Genomic DNA, 19,444 nt, shown 5'->3' on the forward strand with positions numbered 1-19,444 from the left:
CCCGCGTTCCCCTCGCTCTCCGATTCCGTCCACACCCCCGCGTGCCCCGCGTAGAGACCTCACACCGCGGGCTCTGCTCCAAAACCCCCCTTCAGCTCATCCCCTGCACTGAAAGTCCCCTTCAGCTCGGCCACCCGGCTTGACGTGCTGGATGCCACCGCTTACTTTCATCTGAAATTATTCCATGTGATGCGCATTACGCGGAGGTGAGCATGGGCAACGTCGGCCTGCTCTACGTTGGTGCCGTACTCCTGATCAACGGCCTGATGCTGCTCGGCCGGGTCCCGGCACGGGCCGCCGCACCGCTGAACCTGTTCGTCGGCGGCCTTCAGTGCGTCACCCCGACGGTGCTGATCATCCAGGCGGGCGGGCAGCAGAACGCGATCCTCGCCGCGTCCGGCCTGTATCTGTTCGGCTTCACCTACCTGTACGTCGGCATCGCGAACCTCGCCGGGCTGCCGCCCGAGGGCATCGGCTGGTTCTCGCTCTTCGTGGCGGGCGCCGCGGTGGTGTACGCCGGGATTTCCTTCTGGCACGACCACGATCCGGTGTTCGGGGTGATCTGGCTGGCCTGGGCGCTGCTGTGGACGTTGTTCTTCCTGGTGCTCGGGCTCGGCATGGAGCGGCTGACCCGGTTCACCGGCTGGACCGTCGTCCTGTTCAGCCAGCCGACCTGCTCGGTACCCGCGTTGCTCGGCCTGACCGGCGGCTACTCCACCGGCGCGGGTGCCGGGCTGCTCGCCGCCGCCGTCGCCGTGCTGCTGCTGGTGGCCGCCGCGCTGCTCGGCGCACGCACACCCGCCGCCGAACCCGCTGTCTCGACGACCTGAAAACCCGTCCCGGAGAAGAGGAGTCCTCATGCGACACGGTGACATTTCCGCCAGTCCCGACACGGTCGGCGTCGCGGTGGTCAACTACAAGATGCCGCGCCTGCACACCAAGGCGGAGGTACTCGACAACGCCCGCAAGATCGCCGAAATGGTGGTGGGCATGAAGTCCGGGCTGCCGGGCATGGATCTGGTGGTGTTCCCGGAGTACTCGACGCAGGGCATCATGTACGACCAAGACGAGATGTACGCGACCGCGGCCACCGTTCCCGGCGAGGAGACCGACATCTTCGCCGCGGCCTGTCGCGAGGCCGGTACCTGGGGCGTCTTCTCCATCACCGGCGAACAGCACGAGGACCACCCGAACAAACCGCCCTACAACACCCTCGTGCTGATCAACGACCGCGGCGACATCGTGCAGAAGTACCGCAAGATCCTGCCGTGGTGCCCGATCGAGGGCTGGTACCCCGGCGACTCGACCTATGTCACCGCCGGCCCGAAGGGCATGAAGATCTCGCTGATCATCTGCGACGACGGGAACTACCCGGAGATCTGGCGGGACTGCGCGATGAAGGGCGCCGAACTCATCGTGCGCTGCCAGGGGTACATGTACCCGGCCAAGGACCAGCAGGTGATCATGGCCAAGTCGATGGCGTGGGCCAACAACTGTTACGTGGCCGTGGCGAACGCCGCCGGGTTCGACGGTGTCTATTCCTATTTCGGGCATTCGTCGATCATCGGGTTCGACGGGCGCACGCTCGGCGAGACCGGCGAAGAGGAATATGGCATCCAGTACGCCCAGCTGTCGTTGTCGGCGATCCGCGACGCCCGCGAGCACGACCAGTCGCAGAACCACCTTTTCAAGCTCCTGCACCGGGGTTACTCCGGTGTGCACGCGGCGGGCGACGGCGACAAGGGCGTCGCGGATTGCCCGTTCGAGTTCTACAAACTCTGGGTCACCGACGCGCAGAAAGCCCAGGAGAACGTGGAAACGATTACCCGTGACACGGTCGGTGTGGCGGACTGCCGCGTCGGCACGCTGCCGGTCGAGCAGACCAAGCAGGCGTAGGGAACGGGAATGCCGTACCTGACCGACATGTTCCACGACCAGAACCGGCGCGGGCCAGAGCCGTCCGAAAACGGCACCGACGGCGCTGACGGCTCGGAAAAGCGCCCGCCCGGTTCCTTCGACCCGGCCGCGGCGGCCGAAAAGCTGCGTGGCCGGGTACTCGGCCAGGACACGGCGGTGGACGCGGTGGTCCGGGCGCTGACGCTGGCCAAGGCCGGCGCGCAGGACCCGGACCGCCCGCCCGCCAACCTGCTGCTGATCGGTCCCACCGGCGTCGGCAAGACCGAGCTGGTCCGCCAGGTGGCCGCGCTGCTGCGGTCGGGACCGGACGATCTGTGCCGGGTGGACATGAACTCGCTGGCACAGGAGCACTACGCCGCGTCGTTCAGCGGTGCGCCGCCGGGCTACGCGGGCGCGAAGGAGGCGTACAGCCTCTTCGATCGGTCCACAGTGGAGGGTGACCCGTACACCCCGGGGATCGTGCTGTTCGACGAGGTCGAGAAGGCACATCCGACGGTGTTGCGGGCCCTGTTGCAGGTGCTGGACACCGGGATACTGCGGCTCGCGAACGGGCAGGAGAAGATCTCGTTCCGCAACTGCTTCGTGTTCCTCACCTCCAATCTCGGCTCGGCCGAACTGGCCAGACGCCGCGCGGCACCGTGGCGTCGCGCGGCCGACCGGCTGGGGCTCGGCCTCGGCGCGCTGTCCGCCGAGACGGTCGTCGACCGCGCGCTGCGGGATTTCTTCGACCCGGAGTTCCTGAACCGGATCGACGAGACCGTGGTGTTCGGGGAGATCGACCGGCCGACGGCGCGCCGGATCGCGGCGCTGGAGATCGAGCTGCTGAGCCGTCGACTGCGGCGGCGGAGCATCCAGCTCGACGTCACCGACGACGTCGTGGATCTGTTGGGAGAGAAGGGATTCGACCCGGTTTATGGGGCGCGCGGGCTGCGGCGCGCGCTGCGTACGCTCGTCGCTTCCCCCGTGGCCGGGGAAGTACTGAAGCACTCCCCCGGCCAGGGCTCCCCTCTTTCCATCGCCGTGCGGGTTTCCGGCGGGGTGGTGACCACCCGCGCCGCCCCGCCCGGCGAGTCCTGAATCCGTTCCGGCGGTTCAGCCGATGTTGATGTCGCCGTGGTGGACGCCGGTCTGGATGACGGACCGGGCGTTGCCGTTGACGATGTTGGTGGCACGGATCTCCCTCCCGGGCCCGGCGGGCGGCCCCGACGGCCCGCCGCGTCCGGGAGGGTCCTTCCCGTCGTCCTCGAGGTCCGCCGCCACCGCGACCGCGAAGGCGGCCGCGTTCCTGGCCGCGACCTGCTGCCAGCCCTCGCCGTCGGTCTGGTCCTTCGCGCCGCCCGCGAGATCGCTGATCCCCCGTACGGTGATCGACGGGACGCGGTCGTTGAGGTGACCGGCCACGGCGAATCCGGCGCTCTCCATCTCGATGGCGACCGCGTCGTTGTAGGTCCGGCGAAGCTGGTGCGCCAGATCCGAAACCCGTGAGTTGAGCACGACGTCGCCCGCCGCGACGGGCTCGAAGTGCACCACCGGCACGGCGGCCGGGTCCGCCGAAGGCATCGGCCGGTACCAGCCGGAGGAGCGGGCCAGCCAGCGGGCGGTCTGCTCCGCCCGGTGCGAGGTCTCCCACGCGCGCGGCCGGGCGAGGAATTCCGCGTCCTCGCTGCGGCCGCCGTGATAGCCGTAGACGCGGGTGGCCACCACGACGTCGCCGAGCCGGAGCCAGTCGCGCAGGCCACCGGCCACCCCGACGAACATCAGCATCGACGGCTCGAACTCCGCGATCGCCCGCTCGGTCAGCGCGGCCGCGGTGATGTTGCCCATCCCGGTCGCCGCCAGCGCGACGCGGCGGTCTGGCCGAGCGGCCAGCGTGCCGACGTCGAAGAGCGTCCCGGCCCGGTGGCGGTGCCGTTCCACGCCGGTCAGGTGCGCGCGGACCGCGGCGTGTTCGATCTCCAGTGCGGTCAGGACGACAATCATGTGATCCCTCGATCCGAGGCGCAAATTGTGAAAAGCAAGGTGCAAGGCTAGACCAAACGTCCCATTTTCGTCAACAAGACGATTACTGCCACCGTTACACTGTGCGACGTGGACACCCGTTCGTCCGCACCCCACGCCGTCACCGCGAACGTGGCACGAAGGTGCGGAAAATGACCGACGACGCCTGGACGATCCCCGAGATCGCGGTCGCCGTCGACCTCGCCGTGCTCACCGTGCACGACGGCGCACTGCAGATCATGTTGGTACGCAGGGGAATTCCACCCTACGAAGGCATGCTCGCACTGCCCGGCGGGTTCCTCGCTTCGGAGACCGAGAGCCTCGACGCCGCCGCGGCCCGCGAACTGGCCGAGGAGACCGGCCTCGGCACCGAAGAACTGCATCTCGAGCAGCTGGGCACCTACGGCGCGCCGGACCGCGATCCCCGGCGTCGTGTCGTGACCGTCTGTTATCTCGCGTTCTCCCCGAACCTGCCGTCGCCCACCGCGGGCGGCGACGCCCGCGAGGCGATCCTGCTGCCGGTGGACAAGGTGCTCGACCCCGGGACGGCGGTCGCGTTCGACCACAAGAAGATCATCGCCGACGCGGTCGAGCGGGCGCGGAGCAAGCTCGAGTACACGACACTCGCGGCCGCGTTCTGCCCGCCCGAATTCACCATGACCGATCTGCGGCAGGTGTACGAGATCGTCTGGGGCACCAGTCTCGATCCCCGCAACTTCCACCGGAAGATCACCGGTGTCGCCGGATTCCTGATCCCCACCGGCGAGCGCGTCGCCCGGCAGGTCGGCCGTCCCGCGGCGCTCTACCGGCGCGGTCCCGCCGCGCTGCTGCACCCGGCGATGCTGCGTACGCGGTGACCGGCCACTTATCGTCACGTTGACACTAATGGTGGCGCCGGGTTACCGTTATGTCATCGGCAATTGTCGCTGTGACATAAACGAGGGGGAACGATGAGAATCCAGTGCACGATCGGGCGAGCGATCCGGACGATGGCGCTCGCGTTCGCCGCCGGAGCCGTGCTGGGCGGCATCGCGGCCGGGTGCGCGCAGCACGAACTCGGCAGGGCCGCCCACGCGATGGGGTTTCAGGAGTCGTCGCGGGGCAGCATCATCGGGGGCATCAGCGTCGACGCCGTTCCCGCGCGGTAAAGGGCCGCCGGCCTGCCATTGGGCGTCGACCGCTTCGTGCCGAGCGGGACGACGAACCCGTCGGCGTCGGTGACCTTGCGGTGGAAGTTGGGCTTGTCCAGTTCGACACCCCACACCGTCTCGTAGACCGCGCGCAGGTCGCTGATGGTGAATTCCGGGCCGCAGAACGCGGTCGCCACCGTGGTGAACTGAAGTTTCGCCTTGGCGAGGTCGATCGCGTCCCGCAGGATCTCGTCGTGGTCGAAGGCCAGCCGGGTCCGCCGCGCCTCGGTGACCGGCACCCACCTGGCCAGCCGGGCGTCCGACCCCGCCGTCGGCCGGGGCAGATCGGGGGCGATGGCCAGGTACGCGCACGTGATCACCCGCGGCTCCCGCGGATCACGGTCCGGCGCGGAGTACACGCCGACCTGGTCGAGATGCAGGGCGGAGGCGTCCATCCCGGTCTCCTCCGCCAGCTCCCTCGCCGCCGTCTCGTCGAGGCTCTCCGCGCCACGCAGGAATCCGCCCGGCAACGCGAGCCGTCCGGCGAACGGCTCGACACCCCGTTCCACCAGCAGCACCTGCAACCGGGCGGCCCGGATCGTCAGGATCACCAGATCCGCGGTGACGGTGACCTTCAGGTGCGCACGGCTGCGGGACATCCCGCGAGCCTATCCATTTGTCACCTCGACAGGAACGCGGGTACAGGCCGGGACTCCGCTCGCCAGGCAAGCGCGCGGTGAGCCGCGAACCGTGATCGCGTGACGCGGCGCGGCGGAAACCGGCCGTTGTCCGGCCAGTCGACGGGGTAAGTACGGCCGGGCGGCGGGTATCCGCCCGATCACCGGACGTGGTCTGCTGGTCGACGTGACTGGGGGTACCAGGGGACGACCGCGAGCCACGCGCTCCGGCAGGGGGAACCGCAGGTTTTCGGCATCGGCGAACCCGCTCGCCACGGTAACCACGGCTACCACGGAAAAAGCACGGCGCCGACTGCACAAGCACATCGGCAGGTGTACGTCACTTCCCGCAGGACGGTCATTCCGCGCGAAGTGAACACAAGCCCGCCGGAAACACCTTACCGACCCGATTGACACCTGGAACCTCGCGTTCGCCATCAATTGTGGAAAGGAGGTGCACAACCATGTATTCGAAGCCGATCCTGGTCAAGGTGGGGTCGTTCGAGCGGCTGACGATGCACAGCCGTCCGGCGAAGAAGGACAAGGCAGGCCGTCGTCGTCCTCGGCACATCCTGCTCTGATACACGCCAGTAGCGCGGTGGCGCGGGAATCCGGCTCTCCCGCGCCACCGCGCGCGGCCGAACCGCGTTCCGGCAACACAGACCGAGGCGAGCACACCACGTTCATCCGAAAGGGGCACCGTGCGATGAATCCCGCCGAATTCACCGGAGAATGGATCGTCGTGGTGCCCGATCATCCCCGGGCAGCCACCGTGGCGGAAAGACTCGGGCCGGTACCCCGGCGGCTCGATCACCCCTCGGGAAGGCCTTGGCTGCTCGGCTCCTGGGAATCCGCGGACCTGCGGGTCGGCGCCCCCGGCGGAAAGGTATCCATCGCCGTTCTCGGGTTCTGTTCGGCGAGCACCGGGCGGCTGGCCGAAATCGCCGCCCGCACCGGCGACACGACCGGGCTGGACTCGTTTTCGCCCGCCGGGAGCTTCCACCTCTTCGCCTCCGTGCACGGCGCCACCAGGGTCCAGGGCGGGTTGTCGGGCCTGCGCCGGGTCTTCCGGGTTTCCGCCGGAGGCATCACGTTCGCCGCGACGAGGGCCGACGCGCTGGCCGTGCTGATCGGCGCCGAGGTGGACGAGCGGCAGCTGGCGCTGCGTTTCCTCCTTTCGGAGATTCCCTTGCACACCATGAACTCCTCGCTCTGGCAGGGCGTGCACGCCGTCGAGGAGGATTCCTGCCTGATCATCGGCCAGGACGGACAAGGCCGCGTCCGCCGTCGATGGGAGCCGCCGGTCGACGATCAGCCGCTGACGCAGGCCGCCGGTGCGCTGCGCACCGCGCTGGCAGGCGCGGTGCAGACCCGGCTGGCCTCGGGGCTCAGGGTGACCGCCGACCTGTCCGGCGGCCTGGACTCGACTCCGCTGTGTTTCCTGGCTTCCCGCGGCGGCCGGCCACTGACCACCATCACCAAGCTCGGCGCGGACGTCGGCGACGACGACCCCCTGTGGGCGGATCTGGCCGCCGAGCACCTGCCGCACCTCGATCGCGTCCTGCTGAGCTTTTCCGAACTCCCCAGCCACTACAGCGATCTGCTCGACCGGTTGCCCGCCGCCGACGAGCCGTTCCCGTGTGTGGAGGACCGCCCGATGTACCGGGCGATCGCGGCCAGGGCCGCCTCGGCGGGTTCCCAGGTCCACCTGACCGGGGACGGCGGCGACGAAACGCTGAGGGGCGGCGGCGCCGGTGTCTTCGAACTCTTGCGCACCCGGCCGATGACCGCGCTCCGTCATCTCCGTGCCTACCGGGCGTTCGAGCACTGGCGGTGGCGCGACATCGGCTCGTATGCCTGGGAACGCCGGTATTCCTATCCCCGATGGCTGGCGAAGCGCGCGCGGACCATCGTCGCGTCGTCGCTGGAGGACGAGGGCGCGGCCAATCTGGTGCAGCTCCCGCCATGGGCGACGCCGCGAGCGGTGGAACTCGTCCGGGATCTGCTGTCGGAGGAGGCGGAACGGGCCCGCCGCCACGGGCACAACTGGACAGCCCATCACACGATCTGGGGAATTCGCCTCGCCGGCACCATCGCACGGGCGACGGTGCCGCTCTACGCGGCGCACGGCATCCGCGTGACGTCGCCGTACCTGGACGACGCGGTCATCGAGGCGTGCATGGCGGCCCGTGCCCACGAGCGCCACTCGCCGTGGCGGTACAAGCCGCTGCTCGTGGAAGCCATGCGCGGGATAGTCCCGGATCGGTGCCTGGCGCGGACCACGAAGGCCGACGGCGCCAACGTCGAACACGCCGGCATGCGGACCAACCTGAGCCGGCTGGCGGCGCTCTGCGACGAGTCGCGGCTCGGCCACCGGGAGCTGATCGATCCCGCGGTACTGCGGGAAGTCTGCACGAGCCTGAACGTCCGCCTGTTCACCCCCTACGCCATCTCCATCACACTGAGCTGCGAGCGGTGGCTGCGTGACCTGGAGCCGATCGCCGCCGGTGCTTCCCCCAGGGAGGTCTCCTCATGACGATGAGCCTGCGCGACGACGTGTCCTTGGCCGAGACCGGCGACGGCGGCGGCGTGCTCCTCGACGAGCGGTCCGGCCAATACTGGCAGCTCAACTCCAGCGGCTTCACCGCCTTGCGCATGGGACTCGCCGACGCGGGCGAACACGAGATCGCCCGCGCGCTGGCCGACGACGGATCGGTCGGCCTCGAGCAGGTCGTCGCCGATGTCAGGGAACTCGTCGGCCGGCTCGTGACCGCCGGGCTCGTGGTGCGGTCGTGAGCACACCGGAAGCCCTGTTCACCGCGGGCAGGCCGCGCTGGCACGCGCGCGTGCGGGCCAGGCTGGCGGTGGCTCTCGCACTGGCGTTGGCGCATTTGCCGCCCCGCCGTATCCGCCGGATCCTGACGGTGCTGCGCGCGGGCGCCCGGCCTGCCACCTACCGGCAGGCGCAGGAGGCGCGGTCGGCCGTCATCGCAGTGAGTGTGGTCTGCGCGGGCAAGGGATGCCTGCCGCGCTCGATCGCCACCACCCTGCTCTGCCGGGCACAGGGCTCGTGGCCGGTGTGGACGGTGGGAGTCCGCTCCACGCCGTTCGCCGCACACGCCTGGGTCGAGGCCGAAGGGCGCGCCGTGGACGAGGGAGAACACGTACTGGCCTTCCGTCCCTTGCTGAAGGTCGGACCACACCATCGACAGGACCCCGCATGACGAACAGCACCCGCGCCGGCGAAACCCTTCGCCGGGACGAGGACGCCGAGCCGGAGATCGCGGACGAGGAGCGCGCGACCCGGGTGAACTGGCGTGATCTCATCCGCGTCACGCGCGGCCACCGCGCGGCCATCGGCGTGGCCATGGTGCTGGCGCTGCTGAGCGGTGCGATGGGCCTGGCGCAGCCGCTGCTGGCGAGCCGGACCATCGACGAGTTCTCGAACAACAGGCCCTATGCCCTGTTGCTGAGCCTGCTGGCCGTCGTGTTCTTCGCCGAAGCCGTCATCTCGGCCTGCAGCCACTACCTGCTGGAGCGGACCGGGGAAGGCATCGTGCTGCACCTGCGGCTGCGTATCGTCGACCGCATCCTGCGGTGGCCGATGCGCCGCTACCACCAGCACCGGATCGGTGACCTGCTCACCCGCACCACGAGCGACACCACGCTGTTGCGCGACTCCCTGGCGTACGACCTCGTGGAGGCGAGCGTCGGTGTGTTCGTCATCATCGGCGGCATCGCCATGATGATCTGGCTGGACGCGACGATGTTCCTCATCGTGGCGGCGATCGTCGGCGGCATCGGCGGTCTCACGCTGCTTCTGCTGGCCGGAATCCGCCGCTCGGTGGAGGACGCGCAGAACAGCCTCGGCGGGATGAGCGCCGAACTGGAGCGCGCGCTGGCGGCGATCCCCACCGTCCGGGTCATGCGCGCGGAGAACCGCGAGCGGGACCGGATCGGCGAACTGGCCCACCGCGCCTATGCGGACAACATCCAGGCCGTCAAGCGCAACGCGGTGATCAACCCGGCGATGACACTGGCGGTGCACGGCGCGATGATCACCGTGCTGGTGGTCGGGGGCCTGCGGGTGAGCAGCGGCGGGGCCTCGCTGGCCGACCTCGTCGGCTTCCTCCTCTACGTCACCTACATCGCCACACCGCTGGCGAACATCTTCGACGTGTTCGCGACCCTCCAAAGAGGACTGGCCGCGCTCCAGCGCGTGGAAGAGATCGCCCAGGTTCCCACCGAGGACGACGAGGCCACCCCACCCGCGCTCACCCGGCCCGCCGGCGGGGAGCACACCGTGAACGGCGAGCTCCCGGCGATCGAGTTCCGCAACGTGGGCTTCGCCTACGAGCCCGGCCGCCCCGTGCTGCACGACGTGTCGTTCACCGTGGCCCACCACAGTCATGTCGCGCTCGTCGGGCCGTCGGGTGCGGGGAAGTCGACGCTCTTCGCGCTCATCGCCCGCTTCTACGATCCGGAAACCGGGCACATCCTGCTGGACGGCCGGGACAGCGTCGAGGGCATGACCGTCGCGGAGTGCCGGTCGATGATCAGCCTCGTGGAACAGAGCGCGCCCATCATGCACGGCACGCTCCGCGAGAACATCACCTACGGCGTCCCCTCCGCCGACCCGGCGGAAGTGGACCGGGCCGTACGGCTGGCCAGCCTGGAGGGCCTGGTGAAGCGGCTTCCGCGAGGGCTGGACACCCCGGTCGGCGAGCACGGCAGCGCGCTGTCCGGCGGGGAGCAGCAACGGGTGGCGATCGCCCGCGCGCTGCTGCCGCGTCCGCGCCTCCTGCTGCTGGACGAGCCGACCTCCCATCTGGACGCGGCGAACGAAGCGGTGCTGGAACGCACGATCGAGCACATCAGCGCCGAGTCGACGTTGCTGGTGATCGCCCACCGGCCGTCCACCATCAGGGCGGCGGACACGGTCGTGGTACTGGACCACGGCCGGATCCGGGCCATGGGCGGCTACTCCGAGGTGGCGCACCTGCTCGACGGGGAGAACCACCGGCACTGAACGTCCGGAGCTACCCGCCTCGTGCCGGGCCGGATCGGCCATCCGGCCGAGGAAGCCGGGCCGGACGACCGATGCCCGCCGGGGGCCCGGCCGCTTGACTGGAAGCATGAGCACGAGGAACACGAAGCTTCGCCGGGTCGCCACCTTCGCGATCGCCGGTGGCGCGGCCGCGCTGAGCGTGACCACCCTGGCGGGCTGCGCGCTTTCCGAAGCTGTCACCGAAGCGTCGAACGGGCACGTGAAATCGGTGGACTACGCGACCGGCGTCGCGGGCAAGGCCGACGAGGACGTCAAGCTGCCGGACTGGGTGCCGGACGCCGCGAAGACGGTCACCGAGGTCATCCGCACCACCGGCTCCGAACGGCTGCTGCGCTTCACCCTCGACGATCCGGCCGCCCTCGGCGCCTGCGCGCCGGGCAAGCCGGACGAAAAACCGGCGACGCTGACCGCCGGCTGGTGGCCGAGCGGGCAGGAGGGCAAGACCGACCGCGTCTGCGCGACGGCCTGGCACGTGCTCGTCCAGGGGAACACCGTCTACGCATACGCGCCGGAAACCATTCCACAGCCTCCCAAGAACTGACCGAGCGGCGACGCCCCGCGCGAATGCGGATGCCCCACCGTCCACTGCGGACAGTGGGGCATCCTGCCGTCCACGGGTCAGGAACCGTAGACCTCGGCCAGCGCCGCGCCGAACACCTTGGCCGAGTCCTCCGGCAGGTTCTCGACCTGGCGCAGGTGCTCGGTGATGACCTGACGCGCCTGGCTCTTCCCGACGCCCTCGATCTTGATGCCCTCGATGAGGTCGGCCAGCGCCGGGGCGCCCGTCTTGATCAGCAGCGCGATCGGCTTGAGCACGGCCTGGGTGATGGGCCCGCCGATGCCGACCCCGGGGATCGCCGCGACGAGGTCCCCGATCGACTCCAGCACGCCCGCGGCGATCGGGCCGCCGACCCGCAGTGCCTGGACGATGATCGGCTGGGCGAACTTCAGCAGCTCCTTCAGCCCGCCGATGATGTCGATACCGCCGTCCCCGGCCAGCGCCGCCTTGACCGGGGCGAGCTGCCGCGCGGTGTCCGCGTCGCCCGCGGCGATCAGCGCGTCGACGTTCTCCGTGGTGACCACCTTTTGCAGCGCGGCACGGACGGTTTCCTGCTGGGCGGGCGCGAGAACGGCGGACGTGCTTTCCGGGCCGGTCGCGGCCGAGGCGACGGGGGTGATCCCGAGGGCCACGATTCCCGCGGTGAGCACGACGGCGATCGGGCGGGAGTACTGGGCGAGCGTCATGGTATTCCCATTTCGATTCGGGGATGGGATGACCCGGAAAAGGCTAGGAACGAACGACTTTTGCGGTCAAGTGACCCAGCACACCATCGGCGTCCACACTATTCACTGTGAAATTCCCGGCCTTGGGCGTTTCCCGGTATGGGAGACATGCCGCGGGTTTTCGGCGGCCGCCGGAACCGAGGGACGCCCTTGTCGCAATCCGGCCGCGCGCTGAAGGACTCCTGCAGTACATCCCGCCGCGCCGATCGACCGCGATGTCCTGAACGCGCCGTTGGCGACGGTGAACGTCTCGAACGCGTCGTTCCCGACACCCGCACGGCGACGCTGGGCGCCACACCCGTTGTCGCGAACGCTCCGTTCAGGACGGTGATCGTCCCGAACGGAGCGTTCGCGACAAGGCAAAGACCTTCACGGCCGGTTAATCCACAAAGGACACACCAGGTGACCGTCCTCGGTTTCGGGTCAGTTCGTGGTGGGCACGCCCGCGTTGGCGAGAATCTCACCCACCGGCAGCGCGACGCTTTCGGCGGCGGTGAGGCCGGTGGCGGCGAGATGGGCGTCCACGATGCGGAGCCCGACCGCGTACCCGGCGAAATCGGGCAGCCCCACCGGTTCCTGGCCCGCGCGGATGGCGATGGTGTCACCGATGACGTAGGGAGTCAGGTACTGCATCCCGGCCAGATCGATCGCGCCGGTGATCTTCCGGTAAGCGCTCTCCAGCTCGGCGCCGTCGAGCGAACGCGACCACGGGCCCATGGCCCGCTCGCCCGCCAGTTCCCGGACGAAGGCCTCGGCCAGGCCCTCGGCCACGACGTGTTCGCCGACGGTGACAGTCGCCGGATCCCAGACCACGTTGGCGTAGCGCACGTTGTGGTGGATCTCGTGCGCGGTGGCGTAGGGGATCTTCGCCAGGCTGGTCCCGGTGGGCCACATCGTCTGCATGACACTGCCGGGAATACCGCCCATGCCCAGATAACCGGCACTGCGCTCGACGAGGTAGTCGTCGTCGGGATCGCCGAGCATCAGCACCACGTCGACCTGGTCCGCGTGCCGTACCCCGGGCACGGCGGCATCGAGCCGTTCCCAGGCCGCGGCGGCGGTTTCCCGCATCCGTCCCCAGACGTCGGCCTCTCGCATCTGCCGCAGCGCCTGTTCGTAGCGCGGATCGTCCCTGTCCACCCGGAAACCGCTGAAGCCGTAGTGCACCTCGGGCTCGTGCAACGGTACGTAGGGATTGCGCAGCGGAGCGAGGATCTCCCGCAGTGCCTCCGTGCGCTGCTCGACCGGGCGCGCCAGCAGGTCGAGCATGGCCGCGCCGGTGTCGTGAACGATGATCTTCATGGGGCTGGACGGTAAAGCCTCCTGTCGCGGGAGACTCAAGCCGAGACCCGACTCGCGTCGCTAATCCGAGGCGATCATCCGGATTACAGTGGACGAACTCGGGTGCCCGCGCGGTGACGCACCGCCTGGCCTGCGGAGGAGTCATGGAGCTGGAACTACGCCATCTGCGCGCACTCGTGGCCATCGCCGACACGCACAGCCTCGTCCGCGCGGCGAAGGTGCTGCACGTCTCCCAGCCCGCGTTGTCCGGGCTCCTGCGGCGCGTCGAACGGTCGGTCGGCGGGCTCCTGTTCGCGCGCTCACCCACCGGCTGCGTGCCGACCTCGCTCGGCGCGGACGTCGTCGCCGACGCGCGAGCGGTGCTGGCCGGGATGTCCGCGCTGACCGACCGGCTCGGCGAGCGGCGGGAAACGCCGGGGACGCTGCGGGTCGGCGGGTACTGCGGCTTCCTGCACCTCGCGGTGTCCCGGTGGCTGCGGGACCGGCCGTGGTGCGACACGGTGAGCGTGCACGAGGACCAGGACGAGACCACCACGCTGGCCAGGGTCGCCGCGGGCACGCTCGACCTGGCGCTGGTCTACCTCCCGCCGTTGCCGGACCGGATCGTTCCGGACGGCGTCGAAAGCGTCGTGGTGCATCCGCGGGAACCGGTTTTCGTGATCCTGGCGGAGGATCATCCGCTGACGCGGCCCGGCGCGGTCCCCCTCGCCGAGATCGCCGAATACCCGTGGGCGGACGATCCGCCGTGGACCACGCGGTGGTCGGCCTACCTGCAGGGCGTGTGCCGGCGGCACGGTGTGGTGCTCGATCAGCCGCACCGCCCGCAGTGCCTGGCCACCCTGCTGGATCTGGTGCGTGAAGGTATGGCGCTCGCCCCCGCGCTGGCGACCCGCGAGGACAAGCAGGCGAACATCGTGGTGCGCGCGATCGAAGACGCGCCTCTGTGGCAGGAACTGCGGCTCTGCTACCGGCCGGGCACGGTGGTGGCGGACCGGATCGACGAGGTGCACGACGCCGTCGTCCGCAGCTACGCCGGCCGGCAGGGGTGCAGTGCCGCGTTCGACCAGTGGTGGCACGAACGCGGCCGCGACCTCCTGCCCGCCGGCTACGCCGGGCTCAGACGGTGACCCGCCAGTTGCTGTTGGGCGTGGGCACCTCGAATCGCAGCGTCGAGCAGTCGTAGTCGGCCGGACGCGGATTCGCGGTGGGCCGCAGCGGCGAGTTCGACGGCGTCGCCGCCGTCCACTGCCCGCCGACACGCAGCTTCAGCGAACTGGACTCGAACACCGCGCCCCGTGCGTCCGCGCAGTAGTACGCGTTGCCCGTCGCGGGGTTACGGGTCGAGTAGAGCTCGAAGATGTCCCAGCCCTCGCTGAGGTTGCTCTTGTCGGTCCCGCTCTGTGTGAACAGCGCGTCCCACGAACCGGTCTTCACGTTGTAGAGCGACGCGGTCCAGCTGTTGGTGGAGGAGTTGGTCCGGACCTCCTGCACCGTGTAGGCCGGGTGCCCGTTCACCGTGGTGGTGTAGGAACCGAGGAAAGCGCTGTCGATCGGCACGACCTTGGCCGGTGACACCGACTTGCACCAGTCCCATGCCCAGACCTGTGCGGACTGGCCGAGCCCGTAGGCGGTGACGACCTCGATGCAGGAGTGCCCGGTGGGTTTCACGGTGGGCGCGTAGACGACGTCGGCCTGGTTCGAGATCCGCAGGCCCGGGGTGACGCCGTGGGTGACGACCAGGCCGTCCGCGCCGCTGGACAACTGCGGTTCGGGGCCCCAGAAGGTGTGCTTCTGCGCCGCGATCCGCGGCGTCCCGTTCTGCCGCGACGCCTGTTCGCGGCGCAGTTGGAGGAACCGGTCGGCCGAGGGCCCGGCGGCGGCCTTCGCGGCGTCCCCGGTCAGCCCGGGCACCACCCCGGCCGGTGCGGCGGAAGCGGACGGGCCGGCGGCGACGACCACCGCGGCCACCGCGGCGGAGCAGAGCAAAGCGAACGATTTCCGCATCGATGCATCTCCTCGTTTTCGGCGAAGGAAACGCGCGGACGGCAGGGAAAGGGGAGAAGGCCCGCCCGCGGGGAAACGGATCGTAGGTCGGTGTTTCCGTTGCCTGGCACCGACTTTCGGCGGGGATCGGCGGATCGCCGCAGGCAGGCGGGGGCATGGGTTTTCACCAGGAGACGGCGTTATACCGCCATTCGGCGCAATGCCCCTGTCACGAACAATGCCGTGAAGGCCTCCTTACCGGCGCTGAACGCTGGCAAGGAGGCCTTCACGGCCCATCAAACTGCGATCAGCGCAGCGTGCCGATGCCCTCGACGAGCGCGTCCAGCCCGGCCCTGATCCGGTGCAGCTCGAGGCCTTCCTCATGCCGCTGGTAGGTGAACAGCCCGGCCGCCAGCGGGGCCAGGAGCGCGTCGGCGAGGTAGTGGGCGTCGGCCTTCGGCGCCGCTTCGGTGATCAGGTCTGCGAGATGCCGGTGATGGACCGCGTACGGGCCGCTGCGGTACCTGCGTGCGCGCGCCATGGTCCGCTCGGCCTCGGCCATCAGCGGCGCGTAGAACTCGAGCACGTCGACGTAGGCGTGCAGGAAGGCCTTGATGCGCTCGATCGGCGGCGCGCCGGGTCCCAGCGGCGGCGGACCCGAGCGCATGTCCTCCTGCAACTGGGTTTCGCGATGGTCCATCAGCGCTTCGACGAGCCCGGCGTGGTCGGTGAAGCGCCGGTAGACGGTGCCGACCCCCACCCCGGCGGCGGCCGCCACCGAGTTCATGGACAGCGCGGTGACGCCGTACTCGGCCACTAGCTCTTCGGCCGTGGTCAGGATCTTCGCACGGTTGCGCGCGGCGTCCGCCCGCTCGGTGCGGGCCTGGTCGGCGGCGGGCCGCCCCTCCGCCGAACTCGCCGATGGCGTCGCGTCCGCTGTCATGTACGGCAGCGCCCCTTCCCCCGCGTCGAGCCACGTACCGGAACGTTATCCGCTACGTGCTTGCTATCCGGATCGCAATCCGGTTATCGTCGTATGCGGATAGCGTACCGCTTCCGGCCGGGCCGGCCCGGCAGCAGAAGCCCTCGCCGCGGCACCATCCCCGGCGTGCCGGGCCCGCTCCGCGACCCCCAGCGCGGATGGCGTGCCCGGCACGCCGGGACCCGAACACCTGAGGGGAAACACCGTATGACCCAGGGGCACGCGACTCCGGCTGTCGCCGACATCCTCGGCATTTCCGGCAGCCTTCGCACGCGTTCGCACAACACCTCGCTGCTGCGCGCGGCGTACCGGCTCGCCGGTCCCGGCGAGCGGGTGGAACTGTGGAACGGGCTCGAAACCATCCCGCCCTTCAACGAGGACCACGAGCACGATCCCGGCCCCGCGGTCGGTGCGATGCGGGAACGCGTGACGCGGTGCGACGCCGTACTGATCGCGACACCCGAATACAACACGTCAATTCCCGGGCAGCTGAAGAACGCGCTCGACTGGCTGTCCAGGCCGACCGGCCGGGGAGTACTGGCGGGCAAGCCGGTCGCCGTCATCAGCGCGAGCCCGAGTGCCTACGGCGCCCGATGGTCGCAGGAAACGGTGCACCGCGTCCTGGATGCCTGTGGCGCGACGGTGATCGGCGACCCCCTGTGTGTAGCGCACTGCGACAGGGTTTTCACCGCCGAAGGAACGCTTCACGACCCGGCCCACCGGTTCGCCCTCGGCAGGCTGCTCACCCAGCTCGGCGAAGCCGCCCGCAGCCGGGACAAGGTGGAGCTGACCTGAATTCCGGGGCCGGGCACGTCAACGGGCTTCGGCGATGACAAGGCTCATCGGGGATCCCGTGGGACGGGTCTCGACGTAGGCCAGCCCGGCGGCCGCGAACAGCGCCGCGAACCCGGACACGGAACGCTCCTTACCGCCGTGCATCGCGAGCATGATGAGGTCCATGGTCCTGGCCGGGTGGAACGCGTCCCCTTCCGGAACGACCAATTCGACGAGAACGACCTTCCCGCCGGGGGAAATCGCGCGTGCCACGGCCCGCAGGACGGCGACGGCCTGTTCGTCGTTCCAGTCGTGCAGGATCCGGGAAAGCAGGTAGACGTCGCCGTCGGGTGGCACCGACTCGAAGAAGTCCCCGGCGACCGGTTCCGCCCGATCCCGCACCCCCGCGCCGGTGAGCACGGCTTCGGCCTCGGCCACGGCACGCGGCCGGTCGTACACGACGGCGGTGAGGCCGGGGTAGCGGCCGAGCAGGAGCGCCACGAGGTCTCCTCGCCCGCCGCCGACGTCGACCAGCCGTTTCGCGGTGGAGAAGTCGTAGGCGTCCGCCGCGGCGAGATGGACCTGCCGTGCCTGGTCCCCCATCGCGCGGATGAACAACCCGGACTGTCCGGGATGCGTGTCCAGGTAGGTCCACCAGTCGGTGCCGTGGACCTGGTCGAAAGCCGCCCGTCCGGTGCGCACGCTGTGGCGCAGTTCGCCGATCGTGCGCCAGTGCTCGCGGGAGCCGCGGATCCGGGCGAGATCCCGCACCGAGTCCGCCGAATCCGTGCGCAGCGGCTCCGCGAGCGGAGTCAGCGCGAAGATCCCGGGCTCCGGCTCGGCGAACACACCGGCGCTCGCCAGCGTCCGCAGCATCCGCTGCAGGGCGTCGGGTGAACTCCCGGTCCGCTCGGCGAGTTCCACCAGGGATCGCGTGCCTTCCGCGAGCAGATCGGCCACCCCCAGGTCGGCGGCGAGGCAGATCAGCTGCGCGATCACGGCGCCGTCCATCAGCCGGGTCAGCTCGACGGACGGCGGGTACTCCCTGCTACCGCTCATGGTGAATCCCCTTCGTCACGCGGAACGCTTTCCCCTCGGAAGAAACGTCCGGGAAATTCACCCGAATTCCCCGGCGGCACAATTATCACCTCATCCGTACCGGCTTGTCGAGAACATCGGCCGCACATATCGTTGACCGCGAACGGAACCTGGGAGGTTTCCCCGATGACCACTGTCGAAGCCATTATCTACAATCAGCCGGGCGCGCATTCCGTCGAAGACCGGACGGTGCTGGACATCAAGGATTCCCGGACGATCTTCGTTCCGGTGGAAGGAGATGACGCCGTCGCCGGAGTCGCGGCGGATCTGGTCGGCGAAGGGGTGCGCCGGATCGAATTGTGCGGCGCGCTCGGGCCACGCGCTTTCGCGAAGGTCCGCGCGGGGGTGAACGACGAAGTGCCGGTCGGCGTCTGCACCTTCGGGGTCGAATCCGTCGCCGGGGCGAACGCTTTCGAGGCGCGGCTCATGAGCGGCGAAAGGGTCAGCGTCGCGCTTCTTTTCCTGGCCGAAGGCGCGAATCCCGAAACCGACGAAGTGACCACGGAAAGCGGGACGGCGCTGATCCGGTTCATCCCGGTGCCGGACCAGGCCGCCGCGGCCGAGGTGGGCTGCGGCCTCGTCCGCGACGCGACGGCGGATCTCGTCGAACTGTACCGGGGGATCGGCCCGGCGCCCGCCGCGGAGATCCTCGCGGCCGCCGAGGGCAGGACGCCCGTCGGAATGGTCCTTTATGGACGCCAGTGACCGGCTGCCCGGAACGGGAAAGGATGGAGGGACAGGCCATGAGCACTAACGGAATCACCTGGCTGGCCCGCGGTTCGGCCGTGGCGATGGCCGCGGCGCGGGTGGCGATCGGGTTCCTCGCGGTGACCCGGCCGGACCGGCTCGCCGGCAGCTGGCTGGGCGCGGAAAGCGGTTCGCGCAAGCACACTTCGGTACGCGTTCTCGGCCGGGCTTCGGGCGGGCGTGACCTCATGCTCGGGCTCGGCGCGCTGGGCGCCACGGTGGCGGGAAACCGGAGTGCGGGCTGGTGGCTCGCGGCGGGCGGCGTCGTCGATGCCGTCGACGGTGTCGCGACACTGGCCGCGTGGCGGGATTTGCCCGCCGAAAGCAGGGCCAAGTTCGTCATCGCCGCGTTCGGCACCGCGGTCGCCACCGCGGCGATCTGCGCGGGGCTGCCCGGCGACCGCCCGGACCGGTGACGGAAAGGCGGGGTGGGGGGGGCCCCGCCCCCCCCCACCGCCCGCCCCGCAGCCCCCCCCCCCCGCAA

General features: G+C 69.8%; 22 protein-coding genes. 15 read left to right on the plus strand and 7 right to left on the minus strand.

The annotated features are described in order from the left end of the window. Positions 1 to 212 precede the first annotated feature (212 nt). Genes ACFWX1_RS04800 through ACFWX1_RS04810 form a run of 3 tightly spaced genes read left to right on the plus strand, consistent with a single transcriptional unit; the run spans position 213 to position 2,994 of the window. Positions 213 to 830, plus strand: coding sequence for an AmiS/UreI family transporter (locus ACFWX1_RS04800; RefSeq protein ID WP_378383879.1), 618 nt, complete (start codon positions 213 to 215; stop codon positions 828 to 830). A gap of 28 nt (positions 831 to 858) precedes the next feature. Beyond that, positions 859 to 1,896, plus strand: a complete 1,038-nt coding sequence (locus tag ACFWX1_RS04805) for an aliphatic amidase (RefSeq protein WP_378330271.1) — start codon at positions 859 to 861, stop codon at positions 1,894 to 1,896. 9 nt (positions 1,897 to 1,905) lie between these two features. Then, positions 1,906 to 2,994, plus strand: coding sequence for an AAA family ATPase (locus tag ACFWX1_RS04810; protein WP_378383881.1), 1,089 nt, complete (start codon positions 1,906 to 1,908; stop codon positions 2,992 to 2,994). A 15-nt stretch (positions 2,995 to 3,009) separates the two neighbouring features. Here the strand turns inward: ACFWX1_RS04810 and ACFWX1_RS04815 are convergent, their stop codons facing one another. Beyond that, complete coding sequence (locus ACFWX1_RS04815; protein ID WP_378383883.1) at positions 3,010 to 3,897, minus strand: hypothetical protein; 888 nt, start codon at positions 3,895 to 3,897, stop codon at positions 3,010 to 3,012. 170 nt (positions 3,898 to 4,067) lie between these two features. On the opposite strand from ACFWX1_RS04815, the gene ACFWX1_RS04820 reads away from it, so the two are divergent. Continuing rightward, positions 4,068 to 4,772, plus strand: a complete 705-nt coding sequence (locus tag ACFWX1_RS04820) for an NUDIX domain-containing protein (RefSeq protein ID WP_378383885.1) — start codon at positions 4,068 to 4,070, stop codon at positions 4,770 to 4,772. A gap of 93 nt (positions 4,773 to 4,865) precedes the next feature. Further along, entirely contained in the window at positions 4,866 to 5,063 is a 198-nt protein-coding gene (locus tag ACFWX1_RS04825; protein WP_378383887.1) for a hypothetical protein, read from the plus strand. On the opposite strand, the gene ACFWX1_RS04830 is transcribed toward ACFWX1_RS04825, so the two are convergent. Then, positions 5,000 to 5,704, minus strand: coding sequence for an NUDIX domain-containing protein (locus ACFWX1_RS04830; protein WP_378383889.1), 705 nt, complete (start codon positions 5,702 to 5,704; stop codon positions 5,000 to 5,002). The two genes, ACFWX1_RS04825 and ACFWX1_RS04830, sit on opposite strands and share 64 nt — an antisense overlap. 482 nt (positions 5,705 to 6,186) lie before the next feature. Here ACFWX1_RS04830 and ACFWX1_RS04835 point away from each other — a divergent pair, with 482 nt between their 5' ends. The 6 genes from ACFWX1_RS04835 (at position 6,187) to ACFWX1_RS04860 (ending at position 11,331) form a co-directional block, all read left to right on the plus strand. After that, a complete protein-coding gene (locus ACFWX1_RS04835; protein WP_378383891.1) occupies positions 6,187 to 6,303 on the plus strand; it encodes a lasso RiPP family leader peptide-containing protein in 117 nt (38 codons plus the stop codon). A 125-nt stretch (positions 6,304 to 6,428) separates the two neighbouring features. Next, on the plus strand, positions 6,429 to 8,258 hold the full coding sequence (locus ACFWX1_RS04840) for an asparagine synthase-related protein (RefSeq protein ID WP_378383893.1): 1,830 nt from the start codon (positions 6,429 to 6,431) through the stop codon (positions 8,256 to 8,258). Continuing rightward, entirely contained in the window at positions 8,255 to 8,518 is a 264-nt protein-coding gene (locus ACFWX1_RS04845) for a lasso peptide biosynthesis PqqD family chaperone (RefSeq protein WP_378383895.1), read from the plus strand. Before ACFWX1_RS04840 ends, ACFWX1_RS04845 begins: the two co-directional genes overlap by 4 nt. Continuing rightward, complete coding sequence (locus tag ACFWX1_RS04850) at positions 8,515 to 8,946, plus strand: lasso peptide biosynthesis B2 protein (protein ID WP_378383897.1); 432 nt, start codon at positions 8,515 to 8,517, stop codon at positions 8,944 to 8,946. The genes ACFWX1_RS04845 and ACFWX1_RS04850 overlap by 4 nt, the downstream gene beginning before the upstream one ends. Beyond that, entirely contained in the window at positions 8,943 to 10,751 is a 1,809-nt protein-coding gene (locus ACFWX1_RS04855) for an ABC transporter ATP-binding protein (protein WP_378383899.1), read from the plus strand. The genes ACFWX1_RS04850 and ACFWX1_RS04855 overlap by 4 nt, the downstream gene beginning before the upstream one ends. 106 nt (positions 10,752 to 10,857) lie before the next feature. Beyond that, positions 10,858 to 11,331: a hypothetical protein gene (locus ACFWX1_RS04860; RefSeq protein ID WP_378383901.1), complete on the plus strand. Its 474-nt coding sequence runs from the start codon at positions 10,858 to 10,860 to the stop codon at positions 11,329 to 11,331. A 77-nt stretch (positions 11,332 to 11,408) separates the two neighbouring features. On the opposite strand, the gene ACFWX1_RS04865 is transcribed toward ACFWX1_RS04860, so the two are convergent. Both ACFWX1_RS04865 and ACFWX1_RS04870 read right to left on the minus strand, forming a co-directional pair. Beyond that, entirely contained in the window at positions 11,409 to 12,035 is a 627-nt protein-coding gene (locus ACFWX1_RS04865) for a hypothetical protein (protein WP_378383903.1), read from the minus strand. A gap of 462 nt (positions 12,036 to 12,497) precedes the next feature. Next, on the minus strand, positions 12,498 to 13,376 hold the full coding sequence (locus tag ACFWX1_RS04870) for a DUF2268 domain-containing protein (RefSeq protein ID WP_378383905.1): 879 nt from the start codon (positions 13,374 to 13,376) through the stop codon (positions 12,498 to 12,500). 143 nt (positions 13,377 to 13,519) lie between these two features. Between ACFWX1_RS04870 and ACFWX1_RS04875 the strand changes: the two genes are divergently transcribed. Further along, on the plus strand, positions 13,520 to 14,503 hold the full coding sequence (locus ACFWX1_RS04875) for a LysR family transcriptional regulator (protein WP_378383907.1): 984 nt from the start codon (positions 13,520 to 13,522) through the stop codon (positions 14,501 to 14,503). Here ACFWX1_RS04875 and ACFWX1_RS04880 read toward each other — a convergent pair. Together ACFWX1_RS04880 and ACFWX1_RS04885 are read right to left on the minus strand one after the other, a co-directional pair. Further along, entirely contained in the window at positions 14,493 to 15,380 is an 888-nt protein-coding gene (locus tag ACFWX1_RS04880) for a carbohydrate-binding protein (protein WP_378383909.1), read from the minus strand. The genes ACFWX1_RS04875 and ACFWX1_RS04880 overlap by 11 nt on opposite strands. Before the next feature lie 286 nt (positions 15,381 to 15,666). After that, positions 15,667 to 16,302: a TetR/AcrR family transcriptional regulator gene (locus ACFWX1_RS04885; protein ID WP_378383911.1), complete on the minus strand. Its 636-nt coding sequence runs from the start codon at positions 16,300 to 16,302 to the stop codon at positions 15,667 to 15,669. Positions 16,303 to 16,548: 246 nt separating this feature from the next. Here ACFWX1_RS04885 and ACFWX1_RS04890 point away from each other — a divergent pair, with 246 nt between their 5' ends. Next, positions 16,549 to 17,136, plus strand: a complete 588-nt coding sequence (locus tag ACFWX1_RS04890; RefSeq protein WP_378383913.1) for an NADPH-dependent FMN reductase — start codon at positions 16,549 to 16,551, stop codon at positions 17,134 to 17,136. An 18-nt stretch (positions 17,137 to 17,154) separates the two neighbouring features. On the opposite strand, the gene ACFWX1_RS04895 is transcribed toward ACFWX1_RS04890, so the two are convergent. Beyond that, positions 17,155 to 18,174, minus strand: coding sequence for a methyltransferase (locus ACFWX1_RS04895; protein WP_378383915.1), 1,020 nt, complete (start codon positions 18,172 to 18,174; stop codon positions 17,155 to 17,157). Positions 18,175 to 18,339: 165 nt separating this feature from the next. Between ACFWX1_RS04895 and ACFWX1_RS04900 the strand changes: the two genes are divergently transcribed. Next, positions 18,340 to 18,918 carry a DUF6506 family protein gene (locus tag ACFWX1_RS04900; protein WP_378383917.1) on the plus strand — a complete coding sequence of 193 codons (579 nt, stop codon included), beginning with the start codon at positions 18,340 to 18,342 and terminating at the stop codon, positions 18,916 to 18,918. 38 nt (positions 18,919 to 18,956) lie between these two features. After that, positions 18,957 to 19,376 carry a DUF4267 domain-containing protein gene (locus ACFWX1_RS04905; RefSeq protein WP_378383919.1) on the plus strand — a complete coding sequence of 140 codons (420 nt, stop codon included), beginning with the start codon at positions 18,957 to 18,959 and terminating at the stop codon, positions 19,374 to 19,376. Positions 19,377 to 19,444: the final 68 nt, after the last annotated feature.

The sequence above is a fragment of the Amycolatopsis sp. NPDC059021 genome, assembly GCF_042739895.1.
Classification (GTDB): domain Bacteria; phylum Actinomycetota; class Actinomycetes; order Mycobacteriales; family Pseudonocardiaceae; genus Amycolatopsis.

Excerpts from the sequence above, each read along its gene's own strand:
- ACFWX1_RS04835 (WP_378383891.1), top strand. The coding sequence starts at position 6,187 with ATGTATTCGAAGCCGATCCTGGTCAAGGTGGGGTCGTTCGAGCGGCTG.
- ACFWX1_RS04900 (WP_378383917.1), top strand. The coding sequence starts at position 18,340 with ATGACCACTGTCGAAGCCATTATCTACAATCAGCCGGGCGCGCATTCC.
- ACFWX1_RS04815 (WP_378383883.1), bottom strand. The coding sequence starts at position 3,897 with ATGATTGTCGTCCTGACCGCACTGGAGATCGAACACGCCGCGGTCCGC.
- ACFWX1_RS04845 (WP_378383895.1), top strand. The coding sequence starts at position 8,255 with ATGACGATGAGCCTGCGCGACGACGTGTCCTTGGCCGAGACCGGCGAC.
- ACFWX1_RS04905 (WP_378383919.1), top strand. The coding sequence starts at position 18,957 with ATGAGCACTAACGGAATCACCTGGCTGGCCCGCGGTTCGGCCGTGGCG.
- ACFWX1_RS04875 (WP_378383907.1), top strand. The coding sequence starts at position 13,520 with ATGGAGCTGGAACTACGCCATCTGCGCGCACTCGTGGCCATCGCCGAC.
- ACFWX1_RS04855 (WP_378383899.1), top strand. The coding sequence starts at position 8,943 with ATGACGAACAGCACCCGCGCCGGCGAAACCCTTCGCCGGGACGAGGAC.
- ACFWX1_RS04865 (WP_378383903.1), bottom strand. The coding sequence starts at position 12,035 with ATGACGCTCGCCCAGTACTCCCGCCCGATCGCCGTCGTGCTCACCGCG.
- ACFWX1_RS04805 (WP_378330271.1), top strand. The coding sequence starts at position 859 with ATGCGACACGGTGACATTTCCGCCAGTCCCGACACGGTCGGCGTCGCG.
- ACFWX1_RS04860 (WP_378383901.1), top strand. The coding sequence starts at position 10,858 with ATGAGCACGAGGAACACGAAGCTTCGCCGGGTCGCCACCTTCGCGATC.
- ACFWX1_RS04890 (WP_378383913.1), top strand. The coding sequence starts at position 16,549 with ATGACCCAGGGGCACGCGACTCCGGCTGTCGCCGACATCCTCGGCATT.
- ACFWX1_RS04870 (WP_378383905.1), bottom strand. The coding sequence starts at position 13,376 with ATGAAGATCATCGTTCACGACACCGGCGCGGCCATGCTCGACCTGCTG.
- ACFWX1_RS04895 (WP_378383915.1), bottom strand. The coding sequence starts at position 18,174 with ATGAGCGGTAGCAGGGAGTACCCGCCGTCCGTCGAGCTGACCCGGCTG.
- ACFWX1_RS04820 (WP_378383885.1), top strand. The coding sequence starts at position 4,068 with ATGACCGACGACGCCTGGACGATCCCCGAGATCGCGGTCGCCGTCGAC.
- ACFWX1_RS04825 (WP_378383887.1), top strand. The coding sequence starts at position 4,866 with ATGAGAATCCAGTGCACGATCGGGCGAGCGATCCGGACGATGGCGCTC.
- ACFWX1_RS04840 (WP_378383893.1), top strand. The coding sequence starts at position 6,429 with ATGAATCCCGCCGAATTCACCGGAGAATGGATCGTCGTGGTGCCCGAT.
- ACFWX1_RS04810 (WP_378383881.1), top strand. The coding sequence starts at position 1,906 with ATGCCGTACCTGACCGACATGTTCCACGACCAGAACCGGCGCGGGCCA.
- ACFWX1_RS04880 (WP_378383909.1), bottom strand. The coding sequence starts at position 15,380 with ATGCGGAAATCGTTCGCTTTGCTCTGCTCCGCCGCGGTGGCCGCGGTG.
- ACFWX1_RS04800 (WP_378383879.1), top strand. The coding sequence starts at position 213 with ATGGGCAACGTCGGCCTGCTCTACGTTGGTGCCGTACTCCTGATCAAC.
- ACFWX1_RS04830 (WP_378383889.1), bottom strand. The coding sequence starts at position 5,704 with ATGTCCCGCAGCCGTGCGCACCTGAAGGTCACCGTCACCGCGGATCTG.
- ACFWX1_RS04885 (WP_378383911.1), bottom strand. The coding sequence starts at position 16,302 with ATGACAGCGGACGCGACGCCATCGGCGAGTTCGGCGGAGGGGCGGCCC.